This is a genomic window from Gymnodinialimonas sp. JB5-7 (genome assembly GCF_055693405.1).
Genome location: NZ_JBVFUX010000004.1, coordinates 736,662 through 761,550 on the forward strand (window position 1 = coordinate 736,662; position 24,889 = coordinate 761,550).

Below are 24,889 nucleotides of genomic sequence, written 5' to 3' on the forward strand. Positions count from 1 at the left end.
GGGTGAACATCAACCCGCGCGGGCTTTGGCCATCGCGCGGGTTCCCGATGCAACACGGCGTGGCCGCCCCGGATGGCCACACGATCCACATCACCGGCCAAGTCGCCTGGGATGCGGATGGGCAAATCCTGCACATGGGTGATGCCAAGGCGCAGACCCATGCCGCACTGGATCACATTGCGACGATACTCGCGGAGGTTGGTGGAAAGCTCGACGATCTCGTGTCGATGACCACCTATCTTATTGACCGCGACGACTGGCCAAAGATAAGCGCCGCAAGAGCCGAGCGGTTCTTGCCTGAGCACGGGCCGGTTTCCACAGCAATCATGGTGGCAGGCCTCGCCGATCCTGAGTTATTGGTGGAACTGCAATGCATCGCCGTGATCCCCGCGGACCGCTTCAAATCGACGGACTAACCAAATGACCTGGAACACCCTCGACGACATGGATCTTGCGTGCAAGATCGTCCTGACCCGCGTGGACATCAACGTGCCGGTGGAGGACGGCAAGGTCACGGACACGACCCGCATCGAACGGATCGTGCCGACGATAAAAGATATTCTGGCAGCGGGCGGCAGCCCGGTGATGCTGGCGCATTTCGGACGGCCCAAGGGTCAATTCGTGCCCGAGATGAGCCTGCGCGTGACTCTACCCGCGCTTGAGACCGCGCTGGGACAAACCGTGACCTTCATCGAGCGCCCGGACCGCGCCACGCTAGAGGCCGCAACCGGCCCGGTCCTGATCGAAAACACGCGCTTTTCCGCGATGGAAGAGGCGAATGACCCGAAAATGGCGGCCTTCCTTGCGTCCCTTGGTGACATCTACTGCAACGATGCATTTTCGGCAGCGCACCGCGCCCATGCCTCGACTGAAGGCGTGGCGAAGCTGTTGCCAAACTGCGCGGGTCGATTGATGGCGGAAGAATTGGGTGCCTTGGAAAAGGCGCTTGGCAAGCCACTGCGGCCTGTGATGGCTGTGGTCGGCGGCGCAAAGGTATCCTCAAAACTGGATCTGTTGAGCAACCTGATCGAAAAGGTCGACCACCTCGTGATCGGCGGCGGCATGGCGAACACCTTCCTTGCCGCGCAGGGGAAACCCGTGGGCACATCGCTCTGCGAGCATGATCTGGCTGACACAGCGCGGGCGATCATGGCGAAGGCAGAGACAACGGGCTGCACCATCCATTTGCCCGTCGACATCGTCGTCGCGCGTGAGTTCAAGGCCCATGCCCCGTCCGAGACGCTCGCGGCTGACGCCTGCCCCGACGATGCGATGATCCTGGATGCGGGGCCTGCAACCGTGGCGGCGTTCGACACGCTTTTGCAGGAATGCACGACGCTGGTATGGAACGGCCCGCTTGGCGCCTTCGAGATGGCGCCGTTTGATGCAGCGACCGTGCGCGCGGCAAAACTGGCCGGGATCGCCACGATTGCCGAAGACATCGTTTCGGTCGCCGGTGGCGGTGACACAGTTGCCGCGCTCAACCACGCAGGCGTGGCCGATCAGTTCACCTATATCTCGACCGCAGGCGGCGCATTCCTTGAATGGATGGAGGGCAAGACCTTGCCCGGTGTCGCCGCGCTGATGCGGGCCTAGCCCGGATATGGCGCACTGATAGCGGTACCATGATTGTGGCGCCCTGCCCGACGTCATAGACCGCCTGCATTCATTGATTGCAGGAGACGGGCATGCCGACCCCAGAGCAGATCGCACAAATGCAAAACGGCGCGGGCTTTATCGCTGCGCTGGATCAGTCCGGTGGCTCTACGCCGAAGGCTTTGAAGCTTTACGGGGTGGCGGAAGACGCCTACCGCTCGGACGACGAGATGTTCGATCTGATCCACCAGATGCGGACCCGCATCGCTTCCGCGCCTGCGTTCACCGGCAAGAAGGTGATCGGCGCGATCCTGTTCGAGAAGACCATGGACCGTGAGATCGCAGGTCGCCCCTCGGCCCAGTATCTGTGGGAAGACCGCAACGTGGTGCCGTTTCTGAAGATCGATGACGGTCTGGACGAAGCAAAGGACGGGGTGCAATTGCTCAAACCGATCAAGACCCTGTCCGACAAGCTGGCGCGGGCCAAGGCCAATGGCATTTTTGGCTCAAAGGCGCGCTCGGTCATCGGCGGGGCCGATGGGTCAGGCATCAAGGCTAATGTGGCGCAGCAGTTTCGCATCGGCGACGAAGTACTGGACGCGGACATGGTGCCAATCATCGAGCCGGAGGTTTCGATCAACGCCCCGGACAAGGCCGAGTCCGAGGCGATGCTTTTGGACGCCATTCTGGCGGAGTTGGAGAACGTTCCTGCCGACCGTCAGATCATGCTGAAGCTGACCCTGCCGGAGGCACCCGATCACTATGCTCCGCTTGTGTCCCATCCGCGCGTGATGCGGGTGGTCGCCCTGTCGGGGGGCTATGCGCGGGAGGAAGCCAATCGACGCCTGGCCGCGAACCACGGAGTTATCGCAAGCTTCAGCCGCGCGCTGACCGAAGGGCTTTCGGCCGAGCAAGATGATGCCGCGTTCAACGGGGCCATCGAGCGGACAATTGACGAGATCCACGCAGCTTCGATCACCTGAGCCTTGGTGCGTTTCTGAGACAGGGATTGCGCCCGCTTCGCGGTCGCCCGGGGCCGCGCGCTGACGCGCGCGGCATATGCTCTGGTCCTGTGGCTTTGGCAATCGGGGATTTTGTTGGAAATTGGGGGCGCTGCCCCCGGCTGCGCCTCCCCCGAGGTATTTTGAACCAGTGGAAGACAAAAGCGCGAAGCCATTAGACTGGTAGCGTCAGCCCGCGGCGAGACGGGCGAGAATGGAGCTCGGGTCGCATAGAGGCACGGCGCCGGCCACAGGCGCTCCGTTCATGCCGAGACGCGTGGCGCAAAACGCGTCAGCGATCGCGGACGGGGCGGCCCCGATCAGGGTCGCGGCGGTCAAAAGCGTGGCGGTCTCATAGGCGAAGCGGCGGGCCTGGGCGTCATCCGGCGGCTCGGACCATGTGGCTTGATGCTGCGCCAAGGCGGCATCATAGGGCTTTGACGCGCCTTTGGGGGCCATGAGTGCCGCGTGGAGCGCCTCGGCACAACCCGGGTCGCGCGCGAGGCTGCGCAAGATATCGAGGCAGATGATGTTGCCGGAGCCTTCCCAGATCCCGTTCAGCGGCGCTTCGCGGTAGAGCATCGGCAAGGGTGTATCCTCGACATATCCCATGCCGCCCAACACCTCCATCGCTTCTCCGATTACGTGCAGGGCCAGTTTGTTGTTGAGGAACTTCGCAAGTGCCACCGCAACGCGGGCAAACGGCGCCTGGGTGGGATCATCAAAGGCGCGGGCCACGCGCAAGGCCAAGGCGGTCGCACCTTCCCAATCCAGCACCAGATCGGCCAGCACCTGCCGCATGAGCGGTTGATCGACCAGACGGCGCTGGAAGGCGGCGCGGTGACTGACCCAGTGATGGGCATGGTCCAGCGCGGCCCGCATAAGCCCGGCCGGTGCCATGGCCGTGTCGAGGCGCGTGTGATGGACCATGGCCAGAATGGTCCGGACACCGTCCCCCTCCTCGCCGATCATATGGGCAAATGCCCCGTGGTATTCGATCTCGGCGGAGGCATTGGAGCGGTTCCCCAATTTGTCCTTCAGCCGCAATATGTGTATGGCGTTGCGCTGATCCTCCAGCCACCGGGGCACCAGAAAGCAGGTCAGCCCGCCGGGCGCTTGCGCGAGCGTCAGAAAACCATCGGACATCGGCGCGGAGCAAAACCATTTGTGCCCAGTAAGCCGCCAACCCTCCGCTGCGCACTCAGCGCGGGTCGTATTGGCGCGCACGTCTGAGCCGCCCTGCTTTTCGGTCATGGCCATGCCAAGCGTGACACCCGCCTTTGCAGAGATCGGCGCGATCGTTGGATCGTAGACGGGGACTGCCAGCTTTGACGCCCACAGATCACCCACGTCCCCGCTGCCGCGCAAAGCGGGCACGGCGGCGTAACTCATGGTCATCGGGCAGCAGGTGCCGGGCTCTACCTGAGAATGCAGGTAGACCATGCCTGCGTGGGTCAGGTGGTGTCCGCCGGTCCAGGGGCAGGACGCGTAACCAGCACTCAAACCGAGGTCGAGAAACCCATGATAGGCTGGATGAAAGTGCACCTCGTCCAGACGCCGTCCGCCCGCATCGAACAGCCGAAGGTCAGGCCCGTTGCGGTTTGCGGCACGGGCGGCCTCCGCCATCTCAGTGGTGCCGAGGGCCGCGGCCTGGAGTTGCAGGGCCTGAACATCAGCGCCGTGCGCATGATCGCGCAGAACCGGATCGCGCGCCCACAAATCCCGATCCCCCTTCGGCGGCGGTTGGTTTGACACGTCATGCGTCGGCAGATCTGAGCGCGGCTCCATGGGCGCAAGATTAGATCACTTTGCGTTTGATTTGAATCGCAACCCGCTGCCTCGCGCCGATGGCGCGAACGCGGAACGCGATAAGAGTGCCTCGGATAAAACGCAAAGTGCTTCAGGCCTGCGAATCGCAATCCGTCACGGGGGATTCCCAAAGCCGCTGGAATGTGCGAATCTCCCCCAATGCGCCCGTCAGAGGCGTTGTGATCTATCCGCCCCATTGGGGCGACACGGACTTGTGGGCCAACCGGCCCGTTTGAGGCAGAACCATGTGGCGTACCCTATCGCTGACCCGGGCTATTGTTCCGGGGATGCTGTTCCTGATCGGTTTCTATTTCACCTTCACTGCGGTGCAGGGGAACAACGGCCTGTTCCAGCGCATCCAGGTGGAGGCCGAGCGTGACCGGCTTGAGGAAGAACTGGCGCGTCTTGAGGCGCAGGTGGATCGCATGGAAATCCTCACCCGTCGTTTGTCGGATGACTACCTTGATATCGATCTGCTTGATGAGCGTGTGCGCAACGTCCTGGGTTATGCGCGCCCGGATGAACTGATCCTCCCTTAACTCTCTGCCCCTAGGTCAAGCTCTGCGCCCGTTGCATAACGGGACTGTTCCCCTGCGTCAGGTTGACGGGAAGACTCTTTGGAACTTTGCTGCTAAGGAATAGTTCAACGTTAAACTATTCCCGTTTTGGGGGAGGAGAGGCGAAGAATGGCCGCACGCAAAGCCACGGCAAAGGCACCTGCCAAGCCGAATGTTTCAGCCGACGAGCTGAAGGAATATTACCGCGACATGCTGCTGATCCGCCGGTTCGAGGAAAAGGCCGGTCAGCTTTATGGAATGGGCCTGATCGGGGGCTTCTGCCACCTGTATATCGGGCAGGAAGCCGTTGTGGTGGGGCTCGAGGCCGCGGCGGAAGAAGGTGACAAACGCATCACCTCCTACCGCGATCACGGGCATATGCTGGCCTGTGGCATGGATCCAAAAGGCGTGATGGCCGAGCTGACGGGCCGCGAAGGCGGCTATTCCAAAGGCAAAGGCGGCTCGATGCACATGTTCTCGAAAGAGAAGCATTTCTACGGCGGCCACGGCATCGTTGCAGCACAAGTGCCAATTGGTGCGGGCCTCGCTTTCTCCGACAAGTACAAGGGCAATGACCGCGTCACCTTCACCTATTTCGGCGACGGCGCGGCCAACCAGGGCCAGGTCTACGAGGCCTACAACATGGCCGAAATTTGGGGCCTGCCTTGCATCTTTGTGATCGAAAACAACCAATACGCCATGGGCACGTCGACCGCACGCTCGACCCACTCCCCTTCCTATTGGGAACGGGGCGCCGCCTACGGGATCGAAGGCGAAGAAGTGGACGGCATGGACGTGCTGGCCGTGAAGGCCGCGGGCGAAAAGGCCGTCGCGCACTGCCGCGCGGGCAAAGGCCCGTACATTCTTGAGATCAAGACCTACCGCTATCGCGGCCACTCCATGTCCGACCCGGCGAAGTACCGCACCCGCGAAGAGGTGCAGGAAATGCGCGAAAAGCGCGACGCCATCGAACATGTGCGCCAGATGCTCCTGACCGGTGGCCATGCCTCCGAAGAAGACCTCAAGGCGATCGACAAGGAGATCAAGGAGATCGTGAACGAGAGCGCTGAATTCGCCAAAGAAAGCCCCGAGCCCGCGCTCGAAGAACTCTGGACCGACATCTACGCCGAAGAAATTCCGCAAGGGGAGGCTGTGTAAATGGCTGTAGAAATTCTGATGCCCGCCCTCTCCCCCACGATGGAGGAAGGCACGCTAGCCAAATGGCTGGTGAAAGAAGGCGATACCGTGAATTCCGGCGACATTCTGGCCGAGATCGAGACCGACAAGGCGACGATGGAATTCGAGGCCGTCGATGAAGGCGTGATCGGCAAGATCCTGATCGCGGAAGGCACCGAGAACGTGAAGGTGAACACACCCATCGCGCTGATCGGCGAAGAGGGTGAGGATATGTCTGCCGCCCCTGCACCGGCGGCTGAAGCCGCGCCGGCCCCTGCCGCAGCCGAGGCGCCAGCGCCCGTCGCCGCGGCGCCTGCCGCGCCCAAGGTTGACCAGTCCCCCGATTGGCCCGAAGGCACAGCGATGAAAACGCAGACGGTCCGCGAAGCCCTGCGCGATGCAATGGCTGAAGAGATGCGCAGCGATGACGGTGTCTTCGTCATGGGCGAGGAAGTGGCCGAGTATCAGGGCGCGTATAAAGTGACCCAAGGCCTGCTGGACGAGTTCGGCGACCGTCGCGTGATCGACACGCCCATCACCGAACACGGCTTTGCCGGGATCGGGGTTGGCGCGGCGTTTGGCGGGCTGAAGCCAATCGTTGAATTCATGACGTTCAACTTCGCCATGCAAGCCATTGACCATATTATCAATTCGGCGGCCAAGACGCTCTACATGTCCGGCGGACAGATGGGTGCGCCCATGGTCTTCCGAGGCCCCAATGGTGCGGCCGCCCGCGTGGGCGCGCAGCACTCCCAGGATTACGCTGCCTGGTATAGCCAAATCCCAGGCCTGAAGGTTGTTATGCCTTACGCTGCTGCCGACGCGAAGGGTCTGCTCAAGACCGCGATCCGCGATCCCAACCCGGTGATTTTCCTTGAGAATGAGATCCTTTATGGCCGCTCGTTCGAGGTGCCGGATATGGACGATTTCACCGTACCCTTCGGCAAAGCCAAGATCTGGCGCGAAGGCACGGATGTGACGCTCGTGTCCTTCGGGATCGGGATGCAATACGCGCTGGAGGCCGCCGACAAGCTGGCCGAAGAGGGTATCAGCGCCGAGGTCATCGACCTGCGCACCCTGCGTCCTCTCGACTACGACACGCTGCTGGCCTCGGTCATGAAGACCAACCGCTGCGTGACGATCGAAGAAGGCTTCCCGGTCTGCTCCATCGGCAACCACCTGTCGGCCTACCTGATGCAGAACGCGTTCGATTACCTCGACGCGCCGGTCATCAACTGCACCGGGAAGGACGTACCGATGCCCTATGCGGCCAACCTGGAACGCCACGCGCTGATCACCACCGATGAGGTGATCGCCGCCGTCAAACAGGTCACGTATCGCTAATGCGCATCCTGGGTAAAAATCCATCCGCTGACGCCTACCGCGTCTCCGTCGATCTGGGCGGGGGCGAGGTTGTGGCCCTGGTGCCGGACGCGCTCCTGTCCCAGCAATACGGAACAGACGCGACCGTAAGCCACGATCAGGCCTATGAGTGGATTGCCGCCCAACAACATGACCTGAAAGACGCCATCACGGCTTTGAAAAAGGGCGCCGCGCCGCGCGCGCCCTTCACTCACCTGACCCTCGAATAAGCACGCGCTTAGGGAGACCGACCCCAATGCCCATCGAACTGCTCATGCCCGCCCTCTCCCCAACGATGGAGGAAGGCACACTCGCCAAATGGCTCGTGAAAGAAGGCGATATTGTCGCTTCCGGTGATCTTCTGGCCGAGATCGAAACCGACAAGGCCACGATGGAGTTTGAGGCCGTCGATGAAGGCGTGATCGGCAAGATCCTGGTGGCCGAAGGCACCGAGAATGTGAAGGTGAACACGCCCATCGCTCTGATCGGCGAAGAGGGCGAAGATTTCTCTGCCGCGCCCGCGCCCACTGCGGCACCGGCGGCTGAGGCCGCCGCTCCGGCTGAGGCAGAAGCGCCTGCGCCGGCTGCGGCGTCCCCTGCCCCGGCGGCCCCCGCGGCCGCGGACGGAACACGCGTTTTCGCCTCGCCCTTGGCGCGGCGGATCGCCAAGGACAAGGGCCTCGATCTCAGCCAGATCAAAGGCTCCGGCCCCCATGGTCGCATCGTGAAAGCGGATGTGGAAGGTGCAACCGCTGCACCTGCTGCCGAAGCGGCCCATGCCGCAGCCGCCGCTCCGGCAGCCGCTGCGCCGGCCGCTGGCGCCATGCCCACTGGCCCGAGCGCTGAACAGGTCCTCAAGATGTATGAGGGTCGGGAGTTTGAAGAGGTCAAACTCAATGGCATGCGCAAAACGGTCGCTGCCCGCCTGACCGAGGCCAAGCAGACCATCCCGCATTTCTACCTGCGCCGCGACATTCAGTTGGACGCGCTGCTGAAATTCCGCAGCCAGCTCAACAAACAGCTTGAGCCGCGCGGCGTGAAGCTGTCGGTCAACGACTTCGTGATCAAGGCCTGCGCTTTGGCGCTGCAATCGGTGCCGGACGCCAACGCCGTTTGGGCCGGGGACCGCATGATCAAGCTGAAGCCATCGGACGTGGCGGTTGCCGTGGCGGTCGATGGTGGCCTCTTCACACCGGTTCTGAAAGACAGCGATACCAAGAGCTTGTCGGCCCTTTCGGCAGAGATGAAAGACCTCGCAGGCCGCGCACGCGACGGCAAATTGATGCCGCACGAATATGTCGGCGGGTCCTTCGCAATCTCGAACCTCGGCATGTTCGGGATCGAGAATTTCGACGCCGTCATCAACCCGCCCCACGGCTCGATCCTTGCGGTTGGCGCCGGCGTGAAAAAGCCGGTTGTGGGTGAGGATGGCGAGCTGACCGTCGCGACGGTGATGTCGACCACACTCTCGGTCGACCACCGCGTGATCGACGGTGCGTTGGGCGCGCAGTTCCTGCAAGCGATCAAGGAGAACCTTGAAAATCCGATGGTTATGCTTGCGTGAACGTCGGAATGCGAGGGCCAGCCCCTCGCGCTCCCCGAGGTATTTTTGACCAATGGAAGACAAAGGCGAGGAGAGCGGTCACGCTCTAAGAGCGATCAGCGTCTGAAGATCGACGGTCGCAGACCCGCACCTGCGCTTTGCGAGACATCGTCGATGCGGCGCGCGCGTGTTGGTGCGGTCTTTGCCATCTTGATCCATTCCAGCGTGCCCCGTTTGACCGACCTCGGATAGGCGTCCCAGGTTTCACGCGCCTTTCCAAGGGCTTGCGCAAGATCGTCTGGCACTTCCAGACGTTCGACATCATCCAGAAAACCCCACATCCCATTGGCCTCAGCTGCGGCGATCTTGGCCTCGCCGGCGGGGGTCATCTGACCTGTGGCGCGCATCCGCAAAACGATCTCTTTGTTCACGGCGGACCAGGCGGAGGTTTCTTTCCGGGGCGCGATCCGGTGCTTCATCCGGTCCGCGTCAAGAGCCGCAACTTGGGCATCAACCCAGCCCCAGCAGAGCAGTTCTTCAACAGCTTCCAGCCAAGGCAGATAATCAGGGTGGTGCTTTTTGTAGGTCGCCAGCCAGACATTGCCCGCCTTGCTTTCGTGATTATTTGTCAACCACTTACGCAGATCAGCGCGGGAGCGGACGGTGACGATTTCATCCTCAGACACCGACGACCTCCCGCCATTTTCCGGGGGAGATCGCGCAGATCGTGGGGCCCGATGGACCAGCGCACGAGGCGGATAACGGGGAAACCGACGGCCGCGCACATGCGGCGGACCTGGCGGTTCTTGCCCTCGCTTAGCGTCAGTTTCACCCATGTATCGGTGATGGATTTCCGCACGCGGACCGGTGGATCGCGGTCCCAGATCCAGTCAGGCGTGGGCACAGCCTCGACCGCGCAAGGCGCGGTCTGGCCGTCTTTCAGGCGTACACCTTTGGCAAGCTTATCAAGGGCTTGCGTGTCAGGTACGCCTTCGACGAGCGCATAGTAAACCTTGGGTTTCTTGAACTTGGGTGAAGAGATGCGCGCCTGTAACCCGCCATCATCGGTCAGCAGCAAGAGCCCTTCGCTATCGCGGTCCAGCCGCCCTGCTGCGTAGACGCCTTTGGGCAGACCGAAGCCATCCAAGGCGGGCCAGCCGCCCTCGGACGTGAATTGGCTCAGCACGTTCATCGGTTTGTTGAAGGCGATCAGCATAGCGGCGCCGAAATGCGTTCAGGTGAGCGGGTATGCGTCCAGATGAACGGAGTTTTTGCGGAAATTGCGTTCATTTGAACGGGTTTCATGGGGCGGGCTCCCGAAAAGCGAATTGGACCTCTCGTTGCAGGCCGAACGCCCCGACCCAGAAGAGCGCGCCGAATGCGGCGCCGAGCAAAGGCATCAGGATCACAGCCGAGAGCACCGCGTAAAGGCCGCCTTCGGCCAGCGCCAGAAACACGCCGGGCAAGAAGAAGACGCCGGCGCTGATCGCTGCAGCTTGCAGAACGGAGACACGCTTACGCAGGCCGGCCAGCACGGCCCAGATGATCAGCGCGACGATGGCGAATGGAAGGGCGATTATACCGCCGAAGATGAGGGCGAGGCCAAAGACCTCGGCCCCTTGAACCGGGCCATCGAACAACGCGATCACGCCGAAGCCGAGCGAGGCGATGAGGTAGGTGAAGACGCACCCGCGCAGGATGTAGAGCCATTGCGGCATCAGGACTGCCCCGCGTCGTATCTTGGCGAGCCAGCGTTTGGGCGCCATATCCCGCCACGTTCGGCGCAGGCGGGCCTCGGCCCAGTCACGCTCGATCCGGCCCGCAGCCACAAGGATCAACCCGTGCTTGGCGTAGTGGTCGTGGTGGAGGAAGGTCTCGGGGTCGGCCTCGCGCAGCATCTCACGTTCCTCAACGGAGCCTTTGAAGATCGCGGCGTCGACATAAGGCGACCACCAGCACCAGAGTTTGCCGTGGGCCTTGAGGGTGGGATTGCCCCAGGAGACGGCGTCTTCGACCTTGGGCAGGTCGAGGGAGAGGGCGAAGGCGCGGAGGTCGGGCCAGGTGTGGATGGGGGTAGTCAATTCTTCAGCGTTCAACAACGATCACTTCACGCCGACCACCGCAAGACCATGACCAAACCGACAATGACGAAGATCACTCCCAAGATAAGGCCAACTGAAGGATGCGGCACCGAAAAACGCAGCTGCGCCAAGTCCAGCCCCGAAATTCTGCGGCCGCCAGAACTTGCGAGGCCTTCAACTTCGGCGGAAGCAACTGTTTCCGTGATAAGCCGAACCAATGAGTGGCAGGACGAGCAGCGGCAAAGCGGAGGAAAGACGAGGCCGTTCAACAGAAAACCCCTGCCCCACGCGCGCCGCCCGGTCGGTGCGATCACAGCGACCCACGCGATAAGCCCTGCGCCGCCCAAGGTCACGGCAACGCCAGCGCCCTTCACCCAACCCTGCGCCAAGCGGCGACAGCGCGAGAAAGCCAATAGTGAAAAAACCGAGTGCCGCCAGAATCTTGGACGGAATTTTCATGCACGCCTCCCGAGTTTGAACTCCACGGTGAGCGGTGCGGGACGACCTGTCAATGCGCCTCGGCCCAGTTCGCGCCCTGCCCTGCATCCACAACAAGCGGCACGTCGAGCCGCACCGCCGGGTCGCAGGCCCCCTGCATGATGTCGCGGGCGCGGTCGATCAGGCGGTCGGCGGCGTCTTCCTCGACCTCGAAGATCAACTCGTCGTGGACCTGGAGCAGCATCCTTGCGGGCAGGTCGGCGATGGCGTCGTCCATGCGGATCATGGCGCGGCGGATCACGTCGGCGGCGGTGCCCTGGATCGGCGCGTTGATCGCGGCGCGGCCTGCGAAACCCGCGCCGGGGCCTTTGGCATTGATCTCAGGCGTATGGATTTTGCGGCCAAACAGGGTTTGGACGTAGAGGTGATCCTTGGCGAATTTCTTGGTGTCGTCCATGTAGGTGCGGATGCCGGGGAAACGCTCAAAGTAGCGGTCGATGAAGCCCTGCGCTTCGGCCCGGGGGATGCGCAGATTGCGGGCGAGGCCGAAGCCGGAGATGCCGTAGATCACGCCGAAGTTGATCGCCTTGGCCTGTCGGCGGACGTCTGGAGTCATCTCATCGAGGGGGACGTTGAACATCTCGGACGCGGTGGCGGCGTGGATGTCCTGGCCGTCGCGGAAGGCCTCCTTGAGGGCATCGATGCCCGCAATATGGGCGAGTATGCGCAATTCGATCTGGGAATAGTCGAGCGAAACCAGCACCTTGCCGGGTTCAGCGACGAAGGCCTCGCGGATGCGGCGGCCTTCTTCGGTGCGCACGGGGATGTTTTGCAGGTTCGGATCGGTGGAGGCGAGACGGCCAGTGTTGGCGCCCGCGATGGAGTAGGACGTGTGGACGCGGCCCGTTTCGGGGTTAATGTGTTCCTGAAGCGCGTCGGTGTAGGTGGATTTGAGTTTCGACAGCTGCCGCCAGTCGAGGACGCGGGCGGGGAGTTCGTGTTCAGTGGCGAGATCTTCGAGGATATCCGCACCCGTGGAGTATTTGCCGGTCTTGCCCTTTTTGCCGCCTTCTAAGCCCATCTTATCAAAGAGGATTTCACCGAGTTGGGCGGGGGAGCCGACGTTGAAAGCCTCGCCCGCCAGTTCGTGAATCTCGGCCTCCAGCCCCGCCATTTTCTGCGCAAAGGCGTTGGACATACGGGACAGCACATCGCGGTCGACCTTGATGCCGGAGCGTTCCATGCGGGTGAGGACGGGGACCATGGGGCGTTCGAGGCATTCGTAGACCTTCGTGACCTGCGCCCGATGCAGGCGCGGTTTGAAGAGTTTGTGGAAGCGGAGCGTGAGGTCGGCATCTTCGGCGGCGTAGGGCGAAGCCTTGTCGATTTCCACCTGATCGAAGGTGATTGCCGACTTTCCGGAGCCGATTAACTCCTTGATCGGAATGGGTTTATGGGAGAGGTAGCGTTCGCTGAGCGCATCCATGCCGTGGCCGTGGAGGCCGCCGTGGAGCGCGTAGCTGAGCAGCATGGTGTCGTCGATTGGGTTCACCTCGATGCCGTAGCGGGCGAGGACCTTCACATCGTATTTCGCGTTCTGGGCGATCTTGAGGACGGCGGGGTCTTCGAGCAGCGGTTTGAGGATGTTGAGCGCGTCGTCGAGGGGGATCTGGCCTTCGGCCAGCGAGGTATCAGCAAAGAGGTCATCACCGCCGCCGCGATGTTGCAGCGGGATGTAGCAGGCATGGCCGGGCTCGATGCAGAGAGACACGCCGACCAGTTCGGCGGCCATTTCGTTGAGGGAGGTGGTTTCCGTGTCGAAGGCCACCTCGCCCCGCGCGGTGGCGCGGTCGATCCATTGCTGTAACGTGGCCAAGTCGCGCACGGTGTCGTAGGTGGCGTCCTTGATGTCCGGCATTTCGGGGGCGTCAGGCGCGGCCTCGGGCTCAGGCTCCGCAATGACGGGGGCCTCGGCGCCCAATTGCGTGGCGACGCGCGTCGTAAGCGTGCGGAATTCCATTTCTGCAAGGAATGCCAGCAGCTTATCAGCCTCCGGCGCGCGGACGTCGAGATCGTCCAGCGTCTCCTCAAGGCTGACCTGATCGTCTAGCAGTACAAGCTGGCGGCTGAGGCGGATCTGGTCGGCATTGTCGATGAGGGTCTGGCGGCGTTTGGGTTGCTTGATCTCTTCCGCACGCTCCAGCAGCGTGTCCAGGTCGCCATATTCGTTGATCAGGAGCGCGGCGGTCTTCACGCCGATGCCCGGCGCCCCCGGCACGTTATCGACGCTGTCGCCGGCGAGCGCCTGCACATCCACCACACGCTCGGGCCCGACGCCAAACTTGGCCTCCACCCCCTCGCGGTCGATCACGGTGTTCTTCATCGGGTCCAGCATATCCACGCCGTCGCCCACCAACTGCATCAGGTCCTTGTCGGAGGAGATGATGGTGCAACTGCCCCCGGCCTCACGCGCCTGCCGGGCAAAGGTGGCGATGATATCGTCGGCTTCGAACCCCTCCAACTCGATACAGGCGAGGTTGAAGGCGCGGGTCGCTTCGCGGGTCAGCGGAATCTGCGGGCGCAGATCTTCGGGCATCGCCTCGCGGTTGGCTTTGTATTGGTCATAGAGGTCGTTGCGGAACGTGTGGGACCCCTTGTCGAACACCACCGCCACGTGGGTCGGCGCATCGCGGGTGTCGTTGATCATCTTCCACAGCAGGTTGCAAAATCCGCTCACCGCGCCGATTGGGAGGCCATCGGATTTACGGGTGAGTGGCGGAAGCGCATGGTAGGCGCGGAAGATGAACGCCGATCCATCCACGAGGTGAAGATGATGCCCTTTTCCGAATGCCATTTGCGCACCCTCCCTGTTTGTCGACCGTTCTACCCTGCCCTGCTTGCGGCTGCGACCGCGATTTTTGCCCACGGCGCTGCGGCACAGATGCAACTTGATGAGTCCTGCGTCGTCGTCGAGGGGTCAAACACTTCTTGAGTCCATGCTGTCGCCTGTATCGGAGACGATTTGTTGCTGGTGGGCCAGGTGATTGGTTGGGATCAGGGCGTCTTGCAGGGCGAATTGTCGTCCGGCACGACATGCACCGGGGTCTGGAGCAATATCGAAAACCTCGCGAATTTTACCTGCGAGGATGGGATGACGGGGATCGTGACCTACACGTTCAAGGACTCGGAGACCAATGTCGCGGTCGGCGCGGGCCAGACGATCGCTGGCCTGCCGATCAACGCCTGGTCGGGCGCAGACCTCGCCGCCTACTTCGCGCAGACAACCGGCGCGGCGGAGCTGACATGCGGCGCACATAGCGTCACGCTCAACTGAGGCCCCCGCGCCAAAGCGACAGGCGCAGGCTGTAGGGTGTGGGCGTCCATGCGCCGACCGGGACGCCCGCGCGACGCAGCACCCGGCCAACCCATGTGTTGCAGGTGCGCAGAATGTGGAACCGGTCCTTTGCCTCATGAAACCCGTCTGTGGGAGTGAAGCCTGCATCAAGGATCGGTTCGCCATCGACGCTCGCCATGATGGCATTCAGCAGCGCGTCGTACTGCGCTTGCGACAGGCGCAGGCGCGGATAGTCGGCGGACGGGTCGATTGGCCCGACAACATCAACCCGCAGAACCGAGGCGTCACCGGTGACAGCGCGCAGCGTGGCGCGGGGCGTGATGTCGGCGTAGGTGCCGGCGGTGGTGTAGAAATCCCGCGCGCCCCAGCCGACGATAAAGTGCGCCACGCCCGGATCGGACACCGGCACACCGGCATCGCCTGCAAATTCAAGCGCCGTGCGGGTGCGCGGCGTGGCAGGCAGCAGGAAATCCACGTGGATCGGCCCGAAAAGAAGGCCGATTTCAACCTCATCGCCCGGGGGCAGATCGAGGGGTAGATCGGCGGTGCGGCCCGGAACCAGCCCGCCGATTGCAGCGGCTCCGAGATACAGGACCAGACACAGAAAAGCCGCCCCAAGGAGGCGGCCAAACAGGCGTAAGCTGCGACCAATCACTCGGATGTCGCGGCGAAATCCCGGTGCACGTATTTCTTGTCACAATAGCCACACTCCACCTCTCCGGTGACGCGGCTCAGCGACAGCCAGACGCGGGGATGGCCCAAGGCGCCTTCGCCGCCATCACAGGCGACGCGCCATTGATCCACAACTTCGGTTTCGGGGGCGTCAATGCTCATCTCGGATCGTCCTTACATCTGCGCTGACCGGTCTATCGCACCTTGCCGAAATCCGGGCAAGGGTCCAAGGGGGGCCGGTTGCCGCGCCCCTCTTTGTTCCTTGAACATGCCGGGGAGTCCGCAGGACGGGGGGCAGCGCCCCCTTGCTGAGCCAAAGGCGCGCAAGCGCCGACGCGAGGGGAACGTCTTGCGCCGCAGGCGCGCCTTTTGCCAGAAGACGGTGCGCTCAATTGGCCTTTTGCAGCATGCGGCCAAGGGGGCGGCCGCCCAGGATATGCATGTGGTAGTGCGGCACCTCTTGCACCGGATGCTCTCCGGCATTTGAGATCGTGCGATAGCCCATGCCACCTGCGCCCGGCGCGACCCCCAGATCGGCGCAGATCTGCGCCGCGACCCGGTGAAAATCGGCAATCTCGGCGTCCGAGGCCTCAGCTGCGAAATGATCGAAGCAGACATATGGCCCTTTCGGGATCACCAGCACATGCACAGGCGCTTGAGGGTAGATGTCCGAGAAGGCCAGCGTATGGTCCGTTTCGGCCACGGTCTGATTGGGGATTTCGCCGCGCAGGATTTTCGCAAAGATGTTCTGATCGTCGTATTGGTAAGCCATCGCGTCCTCTTAGTCGGCAAACAGGTGCTGGGTTTCGGCCAGCTCTCGGCCCCTGTCGTGGTCGATCCCGAAGAATTCCGCAAGAACGGTGCCGTTTTCCTCAGGGGTTTTGCCTTCTTTCAAGCGCCAGTGCTGCTTGAACTCCTCTTCCCGGATCGCGGTCTGCTCATCGAGGAATTCGTGGCGCAAGGTCGGCAGCATGCGCTGGATCACCTCGCCCGGCGTATCCTCTGTCGCAAGGCCCACGCGGTGGGCGTGGCCGACGAGGTATTGGTCGTCGAAATGGCACTGAAGCTCAAGAATGCGGGCATTGGCACGATCGGACATGAAATCGCGCATCAGGTCGAGGTTCGCGGGATCGAGGCAGATGATGAGTTGTTCGGTGCCGTAATAGTCGAACAGCATCCGCATCAGGGCGCGGCGGTGGCGGTTGCGCTTTTCGAGCGTGCGTTCGATGCCGCCCAAATGGGGAACCCGGCATCCGGCCTCATCAAAGAGATACTCGATCCCCTTCACGTCCAGCTTTTCGGCCGAGGCTTTGAGCAACCGCTTGGCGACATGCCATTTCTTGCACACCAGCATGTAGAGGTCGCGGTCCGCCCCCAAGGTGCTTTCCCGTTCCCAGAACCGCGTTCCAAAGCGTTTGCCGACACGCCCTCGCCCAGTCAGGAAGGCGTGCAGCTTTGGCCCTTCTTGTGAGGTCGCGAAGTCCTTGCGGTCGGAATTCCACAGCGCGCCGAGCCGTTCTTTCAGCAAGGTCGCCTCGGGTGAGATCTTTCGGGCGAACAGGTAATCCTGACTGATCAGCAGGTCATACTGGTCATTGTAGAAGGTCACAGGCATGCCGTAATCGCTGAACATCTTGAAGGTCAGCGTGCGGCTTTCAATCTCGCGCGCGGGGACAAGGTGGCGCACGAGGGTCTGAAAGAATGTCTCGTCCGGGATCCAGGTTGTCTTGAAGAAGCGGACAACGTCGAGGCGTTGTTTGCAGAACTCGAGGATCGCCTCGATCGTTTGGCGGCGCAGGCACCACCATTGGCTGCCGATCATCACCTGGATGTCTTCGGGGATCTTGCGTTCCATTCGAAGGCGGCGTTGCAGGTTGAACGAGGCATAGAACAGCTTCTTGTTTTGGCGTTCGTTGAACCAGTGGCGATAGAACAGCCGTTCGCCCTTGAAGCCGGTCTTGATCCAGTCGGAATTGAAGAAATCGAAGCTTTCGACATAGTCGATGTCGCGCGCATCCAGGAACTTGTGCGCATAGGCCGCCGATTTGACAGAGGCACAATCGCCCGAGAGCATGTAGAAGTGTGTGGCTTTCGGGAACGCCTCAACCGCCGCCTCAACCGCATGGAGCGTGGCCTGACAGAGAGACCATTCCCCCCAGCCGCACTTGATGCGCTTGGTGGCGAAGGTCACGCCTGCATTATCCTTGAGGGCGTCGGTGATGGCCGCGAAGTCCGTCGCCTTTGCGCGTGCATCAAAATGGATCGACACATAATCGCCTGTCGCCGTCAGACGCTCAGCCTGTTGAATGATGCTCGGGGCATCCTTGTGGCACAGGAGAATGAAGGCGATTTTTGCCATGCTCGAAACATTTGCCCTTTTCTGAGGCTTATTATCCCACTCTTAATAAATAATGTGCGTTGATGCGACACCAATTCTTTGTAAATTACCCATGTTAAGACCCGGCAGGTGAACCGGGCACAGGTAAAGGTGACGAGCAGATGGGTTTCCCAGGCACCTGGATGACGACGAGCGAAAGCATGGTGTACCGCGTGGTGCCCAAATGCGCCTGCTCGACGATCGGCCAGATCATGTATTACACTGATAACGGTGAATTTTTCGACGGTGACATCCACGATGCCAAGGGCGGGATGCACAAATGGGCCTTTGATGAGAGCCAGCCGTTGATCAGCGAGAATGTGAAAGCGAACAAGAGTTTCGCGTTCACCTGCGTGCGCAACCCCTATACGCGCATCCTGTCGTCCTTTTTTGATAAAATCTGCGGGATCCAGCGCAACGGGCGCCGGTATCGCGGCAATCTGGTGCCGCTTTTGATCCAGAAATACGGAATCGAGGTTGGTGGCGAAGACGGCAAGGGGGAGTTTGACCAGATCGCCAGCTTCCGCCGGTTCCTGTTATTTGCACGCGACACCATTCGGTGGCGGCGCCCGATGGACCCCGACATTCACTGGTCAGCGATGTCCGGCCATGTCTCGACGTTCATTGTGAACGGCGGAAAGTACGACCGGATTTTCTGGACGGAGAGCTTTAACGACGGCATGCAAGGCGTTTTGGATGCAACAGAAAATGCCAATCCGATCAAGCTGAAGGATGTGCCGCGGTTCAACGAGTCTGAGGGGCACGGGCCCAAGCGCGCACACCCGGTCGAAGACTATTTCGACGATCTGTCGATGCATCTGGTCTATGAGATCTACAAGCGCGATTTCGAGCTGTTCAAATACGACTTTGAAAATCCGGGCAACAAGATGCCCATCGGTGAGATTGACCTGGACGAGGTGCACGCAAAGCTGGGCGACTGAACCCGCCCGTTGCCGCACCGCTTAACCGTTGCTACAAAGACGCATTATTTTGTGAGTGCGGCGCCCATGGGTGCCGCCTTTGTTGAACGGGCGCCAACCGCAGTTTAGCCTGACGGCGTTCAAAAACCTAATTTTAGCCGAGGCTTTGCAAATGTTTCGCGCCCCTTTACGGCCCCCTTCTGGCATCTGTGGCCGCACTTACCCTTTTCACGACGCCCCTTGTTGCGCAAAACGCCGAATTGGGCGCGCAACGTGACGCGGTTTTCCAGCAGATGCTGGCCGATCCGTCGAACCGCAGCCTGATGCAGCAATATGCGCAGCTTTCCGTGCAAATGCGCGATTTTGAAGGGGCTGCTGCGACGCTGGAGCGGTTGATCGATCTTGAACCGAACAACACCGCCGCCCGGGTGGAGCTTGCCATCGCGTATTTCGCGCTCGGCTCTTATGCGGTTGCGGATTATCATTTGGCGGCGGCGCAGGCCTCGGGGGCGCTGAGCCCCGATCAGGTCGGCACGCGTGGCCCGCTACCAGGAAGAAAGCACCGAACGCGGTGATGGGACCGAGTTGGACGGCCGCATCGAGGCCGGCCTCGCCTTCCCGCAGGAAAGCGGCGACACCGGCACCTTCTTTAACGCCAACCTCGATTATCGCTTCGATCTGGGTGGTGCGAACGTGACGATGTGGGTCACGGAATTTGCCTACACCAATTACCAGCCCGACGATGGCAGCCTGAATGCGCGCCAAAGCGCGCGGCTGCGCACGGGGCCCGAATTCCGCATCTCGGGTGATGCCTATGGCCCGCGCCTGCAGCCATATATCGAGTTGGAATGGTTCGACCGTGATCCGACCCTGATGGTGAGCTACACATCGGTCGCCGTCGGTGCGGCCTACCAGAACCCGATCAACGAACGGTTCACCGCCTATGGCGATCTGCAATACGGGCGCGCCACAGCAACGGACACGATGGGGATCGACTTCGAATTCCACGAAGCCTCCCTCGGGCTGACCTATAGACCGTCGCGCGACACACGGTTCCGCCTGTCGGCCTGGGTCGAGGAGCAGAATGAGATCGACGTCTTGAACCCCTTCACGACCGAGATCGCAGGAGTTCGGCTGAGCGCACAACATGCCTTCAACCCGAATTTCAATGTCCTGCCAAACCGGTGGGTTGCAGGCGGCTTTGTCGAGCTTGAGCAGATCGACCGCGAGAACTCGTTCACAATGACCGAGATTGAAGAGCAGAGCGTCGGCGCCTTTGTCCGAGCCTTTGTTTATGACGATATTTACGTTGAAACCGCATGGGAGCACGTCATGCAGGACAACATGACGACGACCTTTTTTACGACCAACACCACTACCGAAGAAAACGTCTTCTCCGTGCAAATCGGTTGGGAGTTTTAAACCATGTCTTTCAGAAATTTCCTGATTTCCACTGTTACGACCCTCGCCCTTGCATTGCCCGTAGCGGCACAGAATATCGGCACCGTCGCCAGTTCCGAGCCGACACTGCGCGGTACGCCACCCGGTGGCGGCACCCGCGCGCTGAGCCTTGGCACTGGCGTTGTGCAGGATGAACGCATCGCCTCCTCCGCGTCGGGCCGGGGACAGATCCTGTTCATCGACCAGACAACCCTGTCGCTGGCGCCCAACACAACGATTGTGCTGGATCAGTTCGTCTTTAACCCGAACGGATCGGGCCAGATGGGTCTGCAAATGACCGAAGGCGCGTTGCGTTTCATCGGTGGCAGTCTGAGCCGGCAGCAGGAAGCGACGGTTGCCACGCCCACCGCGACCATTGGTATCCGGGGCTCCTCAGCCCTGATCATCCGGGCGCGGGGGGAGACGATCACGATCTTCCTGGCGGGCGAGCGTCTGTGCCTGACCAATCAGGGCGGACAGCAGTTTTGCACCAGCCGCCGGGGCGGCGTGCTAACGGAGGACGGCTATGTGGGCCGGATCAACCCGACCTTCCTGGCCCGCGTGCTGGAACTGATCGACGGCGTCCCGCGCGGCGGCGGCGGCAATGGTCTGGGCACTGGCGTGGGCAATCCGAACCCGTCGGATCGCGGCCCTGTTTCGACCACGGGCGAGGAGTTCGATCCCGACATCTTCGATGATGATTTCACCTTTGATGATCTGATTGAGTGGCTGACGCCGGTTGATCCTGACCCCTGCGCGACCAACCCGAGCGCCTGCTTCTGACTTCGAACGGCTAACGCTTTGACGTTGCAACAAACGCCCCTGCCCAATCCTCGGGCGGGGGCGTTTTTCTGTATTCACTGATCCGATCCAGATACAGTTGCGCCAGAAGGGCCGTGTTGCAGAACGGCGCGTTCAGCCGGGCGACCCGGCCAAATCCGGCCTCCGCCCCCGCCCAATCGCGCGCCACATAGGCCGCGCGGGCCTCCTCCATGGCGGAGGCAAATTCCTTTGCCCCATCGCTCATGCGGGGCAGAACGGTCGAGACTTCAACCGCATTTGCAAAGCCCTTCACGGCAATCAGATCGAGGCCCACGGCAATCAGATGATCCGGGCAGGCCGCGACGGTTGCGGGGCCCACGCAATTGCGCGTGCCGTAGATGCGGGTCAGCCCCTCCAGCCGCGCGGCGAGCGTCACGCTGTCCCCGATACAGGTGTAGGACAGCCGGTCGCGGGAGCCCATCAGCCCGACAGATGCCGGCCCCGTATTCACACCCACGCCAAGGTTGATGCGCGGCAGGTTCTGCGAGGTCAGGTAGAAATTGGCCTGCTCCGCCGCCTCATTCACCGCGTTCAGGGCGCCAAGGGCAGCGGCGGCGTGATCATCGCGCATGATCGGTGCGTTCCAGAAGGCCATCACGGCGTCGCCCATGAACTTGTCGATGGTGGCCCCGTGGTCCACCAGGGCCTCGGCCACGGAACTCAGGAACGTGTTCACAAGCGTCACGACGCGGTCGGGCGGCATACCTTCCGTCACGGTCGAGAACCCGCGCATGTCCACAAAGATCACGGTCAGGTCCCGCTCAGCCCCTTCAGGCGTCAGCGCGGCGGCGGGGTTCTTCTCAATCTCGGCGATAAGCGGCGGGGGCAGGAAGCGTGCGAAGCGTTCGCGGATCGAGCGACGCGCGCGTTCCTTGGCGAGATAGCCCAACGTGGTGCCGGGAAGGTAGACAAGCACCGTGGTCAGCACAGCCATGAGCGGGTTGAAGAGCAAACCCCATTGCATGAACGCCAGCAGACCGCCCGCGACCGAGCCGCCCCCGAACGAGAGTGCCGCCGCCAAGCCGATCACCGGTCGCTCCAACCGGTTGAATATCGTCAGGATCAGACCCGCAAGCGCGACGATCAAGATCTCCAACCCGCGCATCCAGTCGGGGCGGGTCAGAAACTCCTGCGCGATGACCTGTTCGATGATCTCCGCATGAAGCGTGACGCCCGCGATCTGCCCATCAAGCGGCGTGGTGCGGATGTCGAACAGCCCTTGCGCGGAAGAGCCGACAAGAACGATCCGGCCAGACAGCCGGGCCTGAAGCGTGGGGTCGAGGCCGTCGGCCTCCAGCACGTCGCCAACCGGTGTGACACGGTCCGGCTGATAGCCGGCGAAATAGATGCGAAAGCGCCCATCGGCTTCCAGCGGGAAGCTGAGCACGCCGGTCTGCATGGCGGTTGCGGCGACCGTGCCGCCGGAAACCTCACCCGAGGCCTGGGAGGTCTTCAGCACATGCCCCCCTGCCCCTTGGGCGACGCGGAGCAGTTCCGCCGACAGTGACGGCACGAGAACGCCGCCAAAGTCCGACACCATGGGAACCGTGCGCGTGATCCCGTCGGCATTGCGCCCGAGGCTGATTGTGCCCAAGCCTGACGCGGCAGAGGTGAGTTCCGGCAGGTTGCCGATTGCCGCCGGATAGCGGGTCAGCGTGTTGGGGACTTCACCGGTCACGGCGAAGCCTGCCAGCGGTTCAGCGGGCGCCCCCTCCAACCCGCCGGCCATGGCCAGAACCACGGCGCGCCCCTGCATGGACGCGGCAAAGCGGGCATCGTGCGGCTCCAACCCCAGATCGGGCAAGGCGGGGGGACCTGATCGGAAAACCGAACCCAGGAATCGGCGATCAGATCGGGGGAGGTTCTGTCAGGTTCGGGAAACAGGACGTCAAAACCGACGGCTGCCGCCCCATGGTCAAAGAGCCGATCCGTCAATTCCGCCAGATAGGATCGCGGCCAGGGCCATTGCCCGTAGGCGTCCAGCGCGGCCTCATCAATATCGATGATGTGAACCGGGGCGTCGGGGTCGTACACGCGCGGTTCTGTCCGTTGATAGCCGTCAAAGACCGCATCGCGCGCTCGATCGAGGATCGGAGGGGGAAAGGCCGTCAGCAACACCATGACAAGCGTGACGATCAGGCCAAGTGCAAAGGTCAGCCGCCTCATGACGCGGTCCTGACTTGGCAGAGCAGATCGATGATCACGGGTCCCGGTCTCCGGTTCCTGGCGGGGCTATCGCGGGACATTGGCCGAATTTTCGTGTCGTAGCAAACCCTTCGCCTGTCGTTTCCGCATTTGACACAAGGCCGGAATGCGCGCCACAGTTCCGCTTGGCACGGGCGCCCCTTCACCGCTGCAAAGGATGTGCAGTATGGATTTCTCGATCTGGACGGCCGCGGGCCTTCTGGGCGTTGCCCTGTATCTCGTGGCCTACGCCGCCCTGCAATTCGGCCTGCTGCGCGGGTCTTCCGTGACCTACACTGTTCTGAACATGCTTGGCGCGGTGTTCATCATGCTGAGCTTGGTGGACGCCTTCAACCTGTCACAGATGCTGATCAGTCTGTCCTGGATCGTTCTGTCGATCATTGGTCTGACCCGCATGGCCTGGGAACGCAGCAATACGCGGTTCTCAGAGGAAGAGCGCGTGTTTCTGAGCGCCCATTTCGCCAGCCTGCCGCCGCACTTGGCCCGAAAGTTCCTACGGCTTGGGCGCTGGCAGACCATCAGCCCCGGAACCGTGCTGACCCGGCAGGGCCAGGCGGTGCATGAGTTGGTTTATGTCGCGACCGGTCAGGCCCGCGTCAGCGCCCATGGGGGTGATATCGCGACCCTGGGACCCGGGGCACTGATTGGCGAACTGACCATCATGCACGGCGCAGATGCCACCGCGGATGTCGAGATCACGGAAGAGGCGCGGGTTTTCACCCTGCCCCGTGCGGCCTTGATCCGCGAGTTGGAGGCGGATCACGACTTTTCGCTGGCCGTCTCGGGCGCGTTGCAGATTGAGGCACAGCGCAAGATCGATCTGGCCAACCGCGCCACGGCCAGTCAGGGCGCGGCCCGATCCATCGGGGCGGAATAGGCAACCTTTCGCGCCAATTCGTGCCCGAACAGCGCAACCATGGCGTTGTTGAAGGCGGGCGAGCGCGCCATGCGTTTCTTCAACGCGACGCTTTCGACCCGCAAAACCGTGCCGCCATGGGGCAGCGTGACCGTGGCGCTGGACGCCTCGCCTGTCAAAAACGCGATCTCGCCCACAAAGGCGGGACCCGCGATAGGAAAACTCTGCCCGCCCTTCTCGACCGTAAGCTCGGAGGTGAAGACCAGCATCAACTCGTCCACGCCGGCCCCTTCCGCTGTCAATTGCGTCCCCGGAGCGGCCTGTTCCGTTTGCATCATCTTGCGAAGACGGCGGAACTGACCGGGGGTGAGGGTTGGGAACAGGACAAAGACCTCCCGATCATCGGGGGTCATACGCCAGGTCGTGCGCTCGATCAGGATCGCGGCGATGAGGATCACGTTGACCATCAAGAGCGCGATGTTTGACAGGACAGAGGGGACAATCGGATCGGCGCGGAAAAAGTAGTACCCCGCGTCACAGATAAAGCCGCAGACCACCAGCACACGCAGCGCCAACTCGTCCCGGACAGCGAAGCCCGTCAGCTTGAACACCAGCCCGATGGCGAGGATCCACAAGGATCCCCCACCAACGGTGAGGCTGTCCATCAGACCGGGCATTG

27 protein-coding genes are annotated in these 24,889 nt (G+C 62.0%); 14 read left to right on the forward strand and 13 right to left on the reverse strand.

Features of this window, described 5'->3' with window-relative positions; all coding sequences use genetic code 11:
• Positions 1 to 2: 2 nt before the first annotated feature.
• The 3 genes from ACZ1HK_RS04550 to ACZ1HK_RS04560 all read left to right on the forward strand — a co-directional run bounded on the left by ACZ1HK_RS04550 (position 3) and on the right by ACZ1HK_RS04560 (position 2,579).
• Entirely contained in the window at positions 3 to 416 is a 414-nt protein-coding gene (locus tag ACZ1HK_RS04550) for a RidA family protein (protein WP_472627652.1), read from the forward strand.
• Between the two features lie 4 nt (positions 417 to 420).
• Positions 421 to 1,596 (forward strand): phosphoglycerate kinase, encoded by a 1,176-nt coding sequence (locus ACZ1HK_RS04555; protein ID WP_472627653.1) that lies wholly within the window; start codon positions 421 to 423, stop codon positions 1,594 to 1,596.
• A 92-nt stretch (positions 1,597 to 1,688) separates the two neighbouring features.
• The gene (locus tag ACZ1HK_RS04560; protein ID WP_472627654.1) at positions 1,689 to 2,579 is read left to right on the forward strand and encodes a fructose bisphosphate aldolase; all 891 of its coding nucleotides are present in this window, start codon (positions 1,689 to 1,691) and stop codon (positions 2,577 to 2,579) included.
• 207 nt (positions 2,580 to 2,786) lie between these two features.
• On the opposite strand, the gene ACZ1HK_RS04565 is transcribed toward ACZ1HK_RS04560, so the two are convergent.
• Positions 2,787 to 4,385, reverse strand: coding sequence for an acyl-CoA dehydrogenase family protein (locus ACZ1HK_RS04565; protein WP_472627655.1), 1,599 nt, complete (start codon positions 4,383 to 4,385; stop codon positions 2,787 to 2,789).
• A 266-nt stretch (positions 4,386 to 4,651) separates the two neighbouring features.
• Between ACZ1HK_RS04565 and ACZ1HK_RS04570 the strand changes: the two genes are divergently transcribed.
• From ACZ1HK_RS04570 to ACZ1HK_RS04590, 5 genes are all read left to right on the forward strand, one after another.
• Positions 4,652 to 4,945, forward strand: a complete 294-nt coding sequence (locus ACZ1HK_RS04570; RefSeq protein WP_472627656.1) for an FtsB family cell division protein — start codon at positions 4,652 to 4,654, stop codon at positions 4,943 to 4,945.
• 147 nt (positions 4,946 to 5,092) lie between these two features.
• Complete coding sequence (gene pdhA / locus ACZ1HK_RS04575; RefSeq protein WP_472627657.1) at positions 5,093 to 6,121, forward strand: pyruvate dehydrogenase (acetyl-transferring) E1 component subunit alpha; 1,029 nt, start codon at positions 5,093 to 5,095, stop codon at positions 6,119 to 6,121.
• Entirely contained in the window at positions 6,122 to 7,483 is a 1,362-nt protein-coding gene (locus ACZ1HK_RS04580; protein ID WP_472627658.1) for a pyruvate dehydrogenase complex E1 component subunit beta, read from the forward strand.
• Positions 7,483 to 7,731 carry a hypothetical protein gene (locus ACZ1HK_RS04585; protein WP_472627659.1) on the forward strand — a complete coding sequence of 83 codons (249 nt, stop codon included), beginning with the start codon at positions 7,483 to 7,485 and terminating at the stop codon, positions 7,729 to 7,731. The genes ACZ1HK_RS04580 and ACZ1HK_RS04585 overlap by 1 nt, the downstream gene beginning before the upstream one ends.
• A 26-nt stretch (positions 7,732 to 7,757) precedes the next feature.
• The gene (locus ACZ1HK_RS04590; RefSeq protein ID WP_472627660.1) at positions 7,758 to 9,065 is read left to right on the forward strand and encodes a pyruvate dehydrogenase complex dihydrolipoamide acetyltransferase; all 1,308 of its coding nucleotides are present in this window, start codon (positions 7,758 to 7,760) and stop codon (positions 9,063 to 9,065) included.
• A 95-nt stretch (positions 9,066 to 9,160) separates the two neighbouring features.
• Here the strand turns inward: ACZ1HK_RS04590 and ACZ1HK_RS04595 are convergent, their stop codons facing one another.
• The 5 genes from ACZ1HK_RS04595 to polA all read right to left on the reverse strand — a co-directional run bounded on the left by ACZ1HK_RS04595 (position 9,161) and on the right by polA (position 14,417).
• Positions 9,161 to 9,676 (reverse strand): YdeI/OmpD-associated family protein, encoded by a 516-nt coding sequence (locus ACZ1HK_RS04595; protein ID WP_472627661.1) that lies wholly within the window; start codon positions 9,674 to 9,676, stop codon positions 9,161 to 9,163.
• The gene (locus tag ACZ1HK_RS04600) at positions 9,673 to 10,260 is read right to left on the reverse strand and encodes a pseudouridine synthase (RefSeq protein ID WP_472627662.1); all 588 of its coding nucleotides are present in this window, start codon (positions 10,258 to 10,260) and stop codon (positions 9,673 to 9,675) included. Before ACZ1HK_RS04600 ends, ACZ1HK_RS04595 begins: the two co-directional genes overlap by 4 nt.
• Before the next feature lie 85 nt (positions 10,261 to 10,345).
• Positions 10,346 to 11,125 carry an MmcQ/YjbR family DNA-binding protein gene (locus tag ACZ1HK_RS04605; RefSeq protein WP_472627663.1) on the reverse strand — a complete coding sequence of 260 codons (780 nt, stop codon included), beginning with the start codon at positions 11,123 to 11,125 and terminating at the stop codon, positions 10,346 to 10,348.
• 174 nt (positions 11,126 to 11,299) lie between these two features.
• Complete coding sequence (locus tag ACZ1HK_RS04610; protein ID WP_472627664.1) at positions 11,300 to 11,584, reverse strand: hypothetical protein; 285 nt, start codon at positions 11,582 to 11,584, stop codon at positions 11,300 to 11,302.
• A 49-nt stretch (positions 11,585 to 11,633) separates the two neighbouring features.
• The gene (gene polA / locus ACZ1HK_RS04615; protein ID WP_472627665.1) at positions 11,634 to 14,417 is read right to left on the reverse strand and encodes a DNA polymerase I; all 2,784 of its coding nucleotides are present in this window, start codon (positions 14,415 to 14,417) and stop codon (positions 11,634 to 11,636) included.
• 177 nt (positions 14,418 to 14,594) lie between these two features.
• Between polA and ACZ1HK_RS04620 the strand changes: the two genes are divergently transcribed.
• A complete protein-coding gene (locus tag ACZ1HK_RS04620) occupies positions 14,595 to 14,897 on the forward strand; it encodes a hypothetical protein (RefSeq protein ID WP_472627666.1) in 303 nt (100 codons plus the stop codon).
• Here ACZ1HK_RS04620 and ACZ1HK_RS04625 read toward each other — a convergent pair.
• The 4 genes from ACZ1HK_RS04625 to ACZ1HK_RS04640 all read right to left on the reverse strand — a co-directional run bounded on the left by ACZ1HK_RS04625 (position 14,890) and on the right by ACZ1HK_RS04640 (position 17,949).
• Positions 14,890 to 15,573: a DUF2459 domain-containing protein gene (locus ACZ1HK_RS04625; protein ID WP_472627667.1), complete on the reverse strand. Its 684-nt coding sequence runs from the start codon at positions 15,571 to 15,573 to the stop codon at positions 14,890 to 14,892. The two genes, ACZ1HK_RS04620 and ACZ1HK_RS04625, sit on opposite strands and share 8 nt — an antisense overlap.
• Positions 15,570 to 15,752, reverse strand: a complete 183-nt coding sequence (locus tag ACZ1HK_RS04630; protein ID WP_472627668.1) for a zinc-finger domain-containing protein — start codon at positions 15,750 to 15,752, stop codon at positions 15,570 to 15,572. The genes ACZ1HK_RS04625 and ACZ1HK_RS04630 overlap by 4 nt, the downstream gene beginning before the upstream one ends.
• 226 nt (positions 15,753 to 15,978) lie before the next feature.
• Entirely contained in the window at positions 15,979 to 16,362 is a 384-nt protein-coding gene (locus tag ACZ1HK_RS04635; RefSeq protein ID WP_472627669.1) for a histidine triad nucleotide-binding protein, read from the reverse strand.
• Between the two features lie 9 nt (positions 16,363 to 16,371).
• Complete coding sequence (locus ACZ1HK_RS04640; RefSeq protein ID WP_472627670.1) at positions 16,372 to 17,949, reverse strand: DUF5928 domain-containing protein; 1,578 nt, start codon at positions 17,947 to 17,949, stop codon at positions 16,372 to 16,374.
• Between the two features lie 140 nt (positions 17,950 to 18,089).
• On the opposite strand from ACZ1HK_RS04640, the gene ACZ1HK_RS04645 reads away from it, so the two are divergent.
• The 4 genes from ACZ1HK_RS04645 to ACZ1HK_RS04660 all read left to right on the forward strand — a co-directional run bounded on the left by ACZ1HK_RS04645 (position 18,090) and on the right by ACZ1HK_RS04660 (position 21,110).
• Positions 18,090 to 18,908: a sulfotransferase family protein gene (locus tag ACZ1HK_RS04645; RefSeq protein WP_472627671.1), complete on the forward strand. Its 819-nt coding sequence runs from the start codon at positions 18,090 to 18,092 to the stop codon at positions 18,906 to 18,908.
• Positions 18,909 to 19,096: 188 nt separating this feature from the next.
• Positions 19,097 to 19,462, forward strand: coding sequence for a tetratricopeptide repeat protein (locus ACZ1HK_RS04650; protein ID WP_472627672.1), 366 nt, complete (start codon positions 19,097 to 19,099; stop codon positions 19,460 to 19,462).
• Positions 19,425 to 20,309 carry a hypothetical protein gene (locus ACZ1HK_RS04655; RefSeq protein ID WP_472627673.1) on the forward strand — a complete coding sequence of 295 codons (885 nt, stop codon included), beginning with the start codon at positions 19,425 to 19,427 and terminating at the stop codon, positions 20,307 to 20,309. Before ACZ1HK_RS04650 ends, ACZ1HK_RS04655 begins: the two co-directional genes overlap by 38 nt.
• A 3-nt stretch (positions 20,310 to 20,312) precedes the next feature.
• A complete protein-coding gene (locus ACZ1HK_RS04660) occupies positions 20,313 to 21,110 on the forward strand; it encodes a FecR family protein (RefSeq protein ID WP_472627674.1) in 798 nt (265 codons plus the stop codon).
• A 10-nt stretch (positions 21,111 to 21,120) separates the two neighbouring features.
• On the opposite strand, the gene ACZ1HK_RS04665 is transcribed toward ACZ1HK_RS04660, so the two are convergent.
• Both ACZ1HK_RS04665 and ACZ1HK_RS04670 read right to left on the reverse strand, forming a co-directional pair.
• Positions 21,121 to 22,905, reverse strand: a complete 1,785-nt coding sequence (locus tag ACZ1HK_RS04665) for a CHASE2 domain-containing protein (protein WP_472627884.1) — start codon at positions 22,903 to 22,905, stop codon at positions 21,121 to 21,123.
• Positions 22,824 to 23,315 (reverse strand): CHASE2 domain-containing protein, encoded by a 492-nt coding sequence (locus ACZ1HK_RS04670; protein ID WP_472627675.1) that lies wholly within the window; start codon positions 23,313 to 23,315, stop codon positions 22,824 to 22,826. The genes ACZ1HK_RS04665 and ACZ1HK_RS04670 overlap by 82 nt, the downstream gene beginning before the upstream one ends.
• A 205-nt stretch (positions 23,316 to 23,520) precedes the next feature.
• Between ACZ1HK_RS04670 and ACZ1HK_RS04675 the strand changes: the two genes are divergently transcribed.
• Positions 23,521 to 24,231 carry a cyclic nucleotide-binding domain-containing protein gene (locus ACZ1HK_RS04675; protein ID WP_472627676.1) on the forward strand — a complete coding sequence of 237 codons (711 nt, stop codon included), beginning with the start codon at positions 23,521 to 23,523 and terminating at the stop codon, positions 24,229 to 24,231.
• Here the strand turns inward: ACZ1HK_RS04675 and ACZ1HK_RS04680 are convergent.
• Positions 24,198 to 24,875 (reverse strand): cyclic nucleotide-binding domain-containing protein, encoded by a 678-nt coding sequence (locus tag ACZ1HK_RS04680; protein WP_472627677.1) that lies wholly within the window; start codon positions 24,873 to 24,875, stop codon positions 24,198 to 24,200. The two genes, ACZ1HK_RS04675 and ACZ1HK_RS04680, sit on opposite strands and share 34 nt — an antisense overlap.
• Between the last annotated feature and the right edge of the window lie 14 nt (positions 24,876 to 24,889).

Excerpts from the sequence above, each read along its gene's own strand:
- ACZ1HK_RS04555 (WP_472627653.1), top strand. The coding sequence starts at position 421 with ATGACCTGGAACACCCTCGACGACATGGATCTTGCGTGCAAGATCGTC.
- ACZ1HK_RS04560 (WP_472627654.1), top strand. The coding sequence starts at position 1,689 with ATGCCGACCCCAGAGCAGATCGCACAAATGCAAAACGGCGCGGGCTTT.
- ACZ1HK_RS04565 (WP_472627655.1), bottom strand. The coding sequence starts at position 4,385 with ATGGAGCCGCGCTCAGATCTGCCGACGCATGACGTGTCAAACCAACCG.
- ACZ1HK_RS04570 (WP_472627656.1), top strand. The coding sequence starts at position 4,652 with ATGTGGCGTACCCTATCGCTGACCCGGGCTATTGTTCCGGGGATGCTG.
- pdhA (WP_472627657.1), top strand. The coding sequence starts at position 5,093 with ATGGCCGCACGCAAAGCCACGGCAAAGGCACCTGCCAAGCCGAATGTT.
- ACZ1HK_RS04580 (WP_472627658.1), top strand. The coding sequence starts at position 6,122 with ATGGCTGTAGAAATTCTGATGCCCGCCCTCTCCCCCACGATGGAGGAA.
- ACZ1HK_RS04585 (WP_472627659.1), top strand. The coding sequence starts at position 7,483 with ATGCGCATCCTGGGTAAAAATCCATCCGCTGACGCCTACCGCGTCTCC.
- ACZ1HK_RS04590 (WP_472627660.1), top strand. The coding sequence starts at position 7,758 with ATGCCCATCGAACTGCTCATGCCCGCCCTCTCCCCAACGATGGAGGAA.
- ACZ1HK_RS04600 (WP_472627662.1), bottom strand. The coding sequence starts at position 10,260 with ATGCTGATCGCCTTCAACAAACCGATGAACGTGCTGAGCCAATTCACG.
- ACZ1HK_RS04610 (WP_472627664.1), bottom strand. The coding sequence starts at position 11,584 with ATGAAAATTCCGTCCAAGATTCTGGCGGCACTCGGTTTTTTCACTATT.
- polA (WP_472627665.1), bottom strand. The coding sequence starts at position 14,417 with ATGGCATTCGGAAAAGGGCATCATCTTCACCTCGTGGATGGATCGGCG.
- ACZ1HK_RS04630 (WP_472627668.1), bottom strand. The coding sequence starts at position 15,752 with ATGAGCATTGACGCCCCCGAAACCGAAGTTGTGGATCAATGGCGCGTC.
- ACZ1HK_RS04635 (WP_472627669.1), bottom strand. The coding sequence starts at position 16,362 with ATGGCTTACCAATACGACGATCAGAACATCTTTGCGAAAATCCTGCGC.
- ACZ1HK_RS04640 (WP_472627670.1), bottom strand. The coding sequence starts at position 17,949 with ATGGCAAAAATCGCCTTCATTCTCCTGTGCCACAAGGATGCCCCGAGC.
- ACZ1HK_RS04645 (WP_472627671.1), top strand. The coding sequence starts at position 18,090 with ATGGGTTTCCCAGGCACCTGGATGACGACGAGCGAAAGCATGGTGTAC.
- ACZ1HK_RS04660 (WP_472627674.1), top strand. The coding sequence starts at position 20,313 with ATGTCTTTCAGAAATTTCCTGATTTCCACTGTTACGACCCTCGCCCTT.
- ACZ1HK_RS04665 (WP_472627884.1), bottom strand. The coding sequence starts at position 22,905 with ATGCAGGGGCGCGCCGTGGTTCTGGCCATGGCCGGCGGGTTGGAGGGG.
- ACZ1HK_RS04670 (WP_472627675.1), bottom strand. The coding sequence starts at position 23,315 with ATGAGGCGGCTGACCTTTGCACTTGGCCTGATCGTCACGCTTGTCATG.
- ACZ1HK_RS04675 (WP_472627676.1), top strand. The coding sequence starts at position 23,521 with ATGGATTTCTCGATCTGGACGGCCGCGGGCCTTCTGGGCGTTGCCCTG.
- ACZ1HK_RS04680 (WP_472627677.1), bottom strand. The coding sequence starts at position 24,875 with ATGGACAGCCTCACCGTTGGTGGGGGATCCTTGTGGATCCTCGCCATC.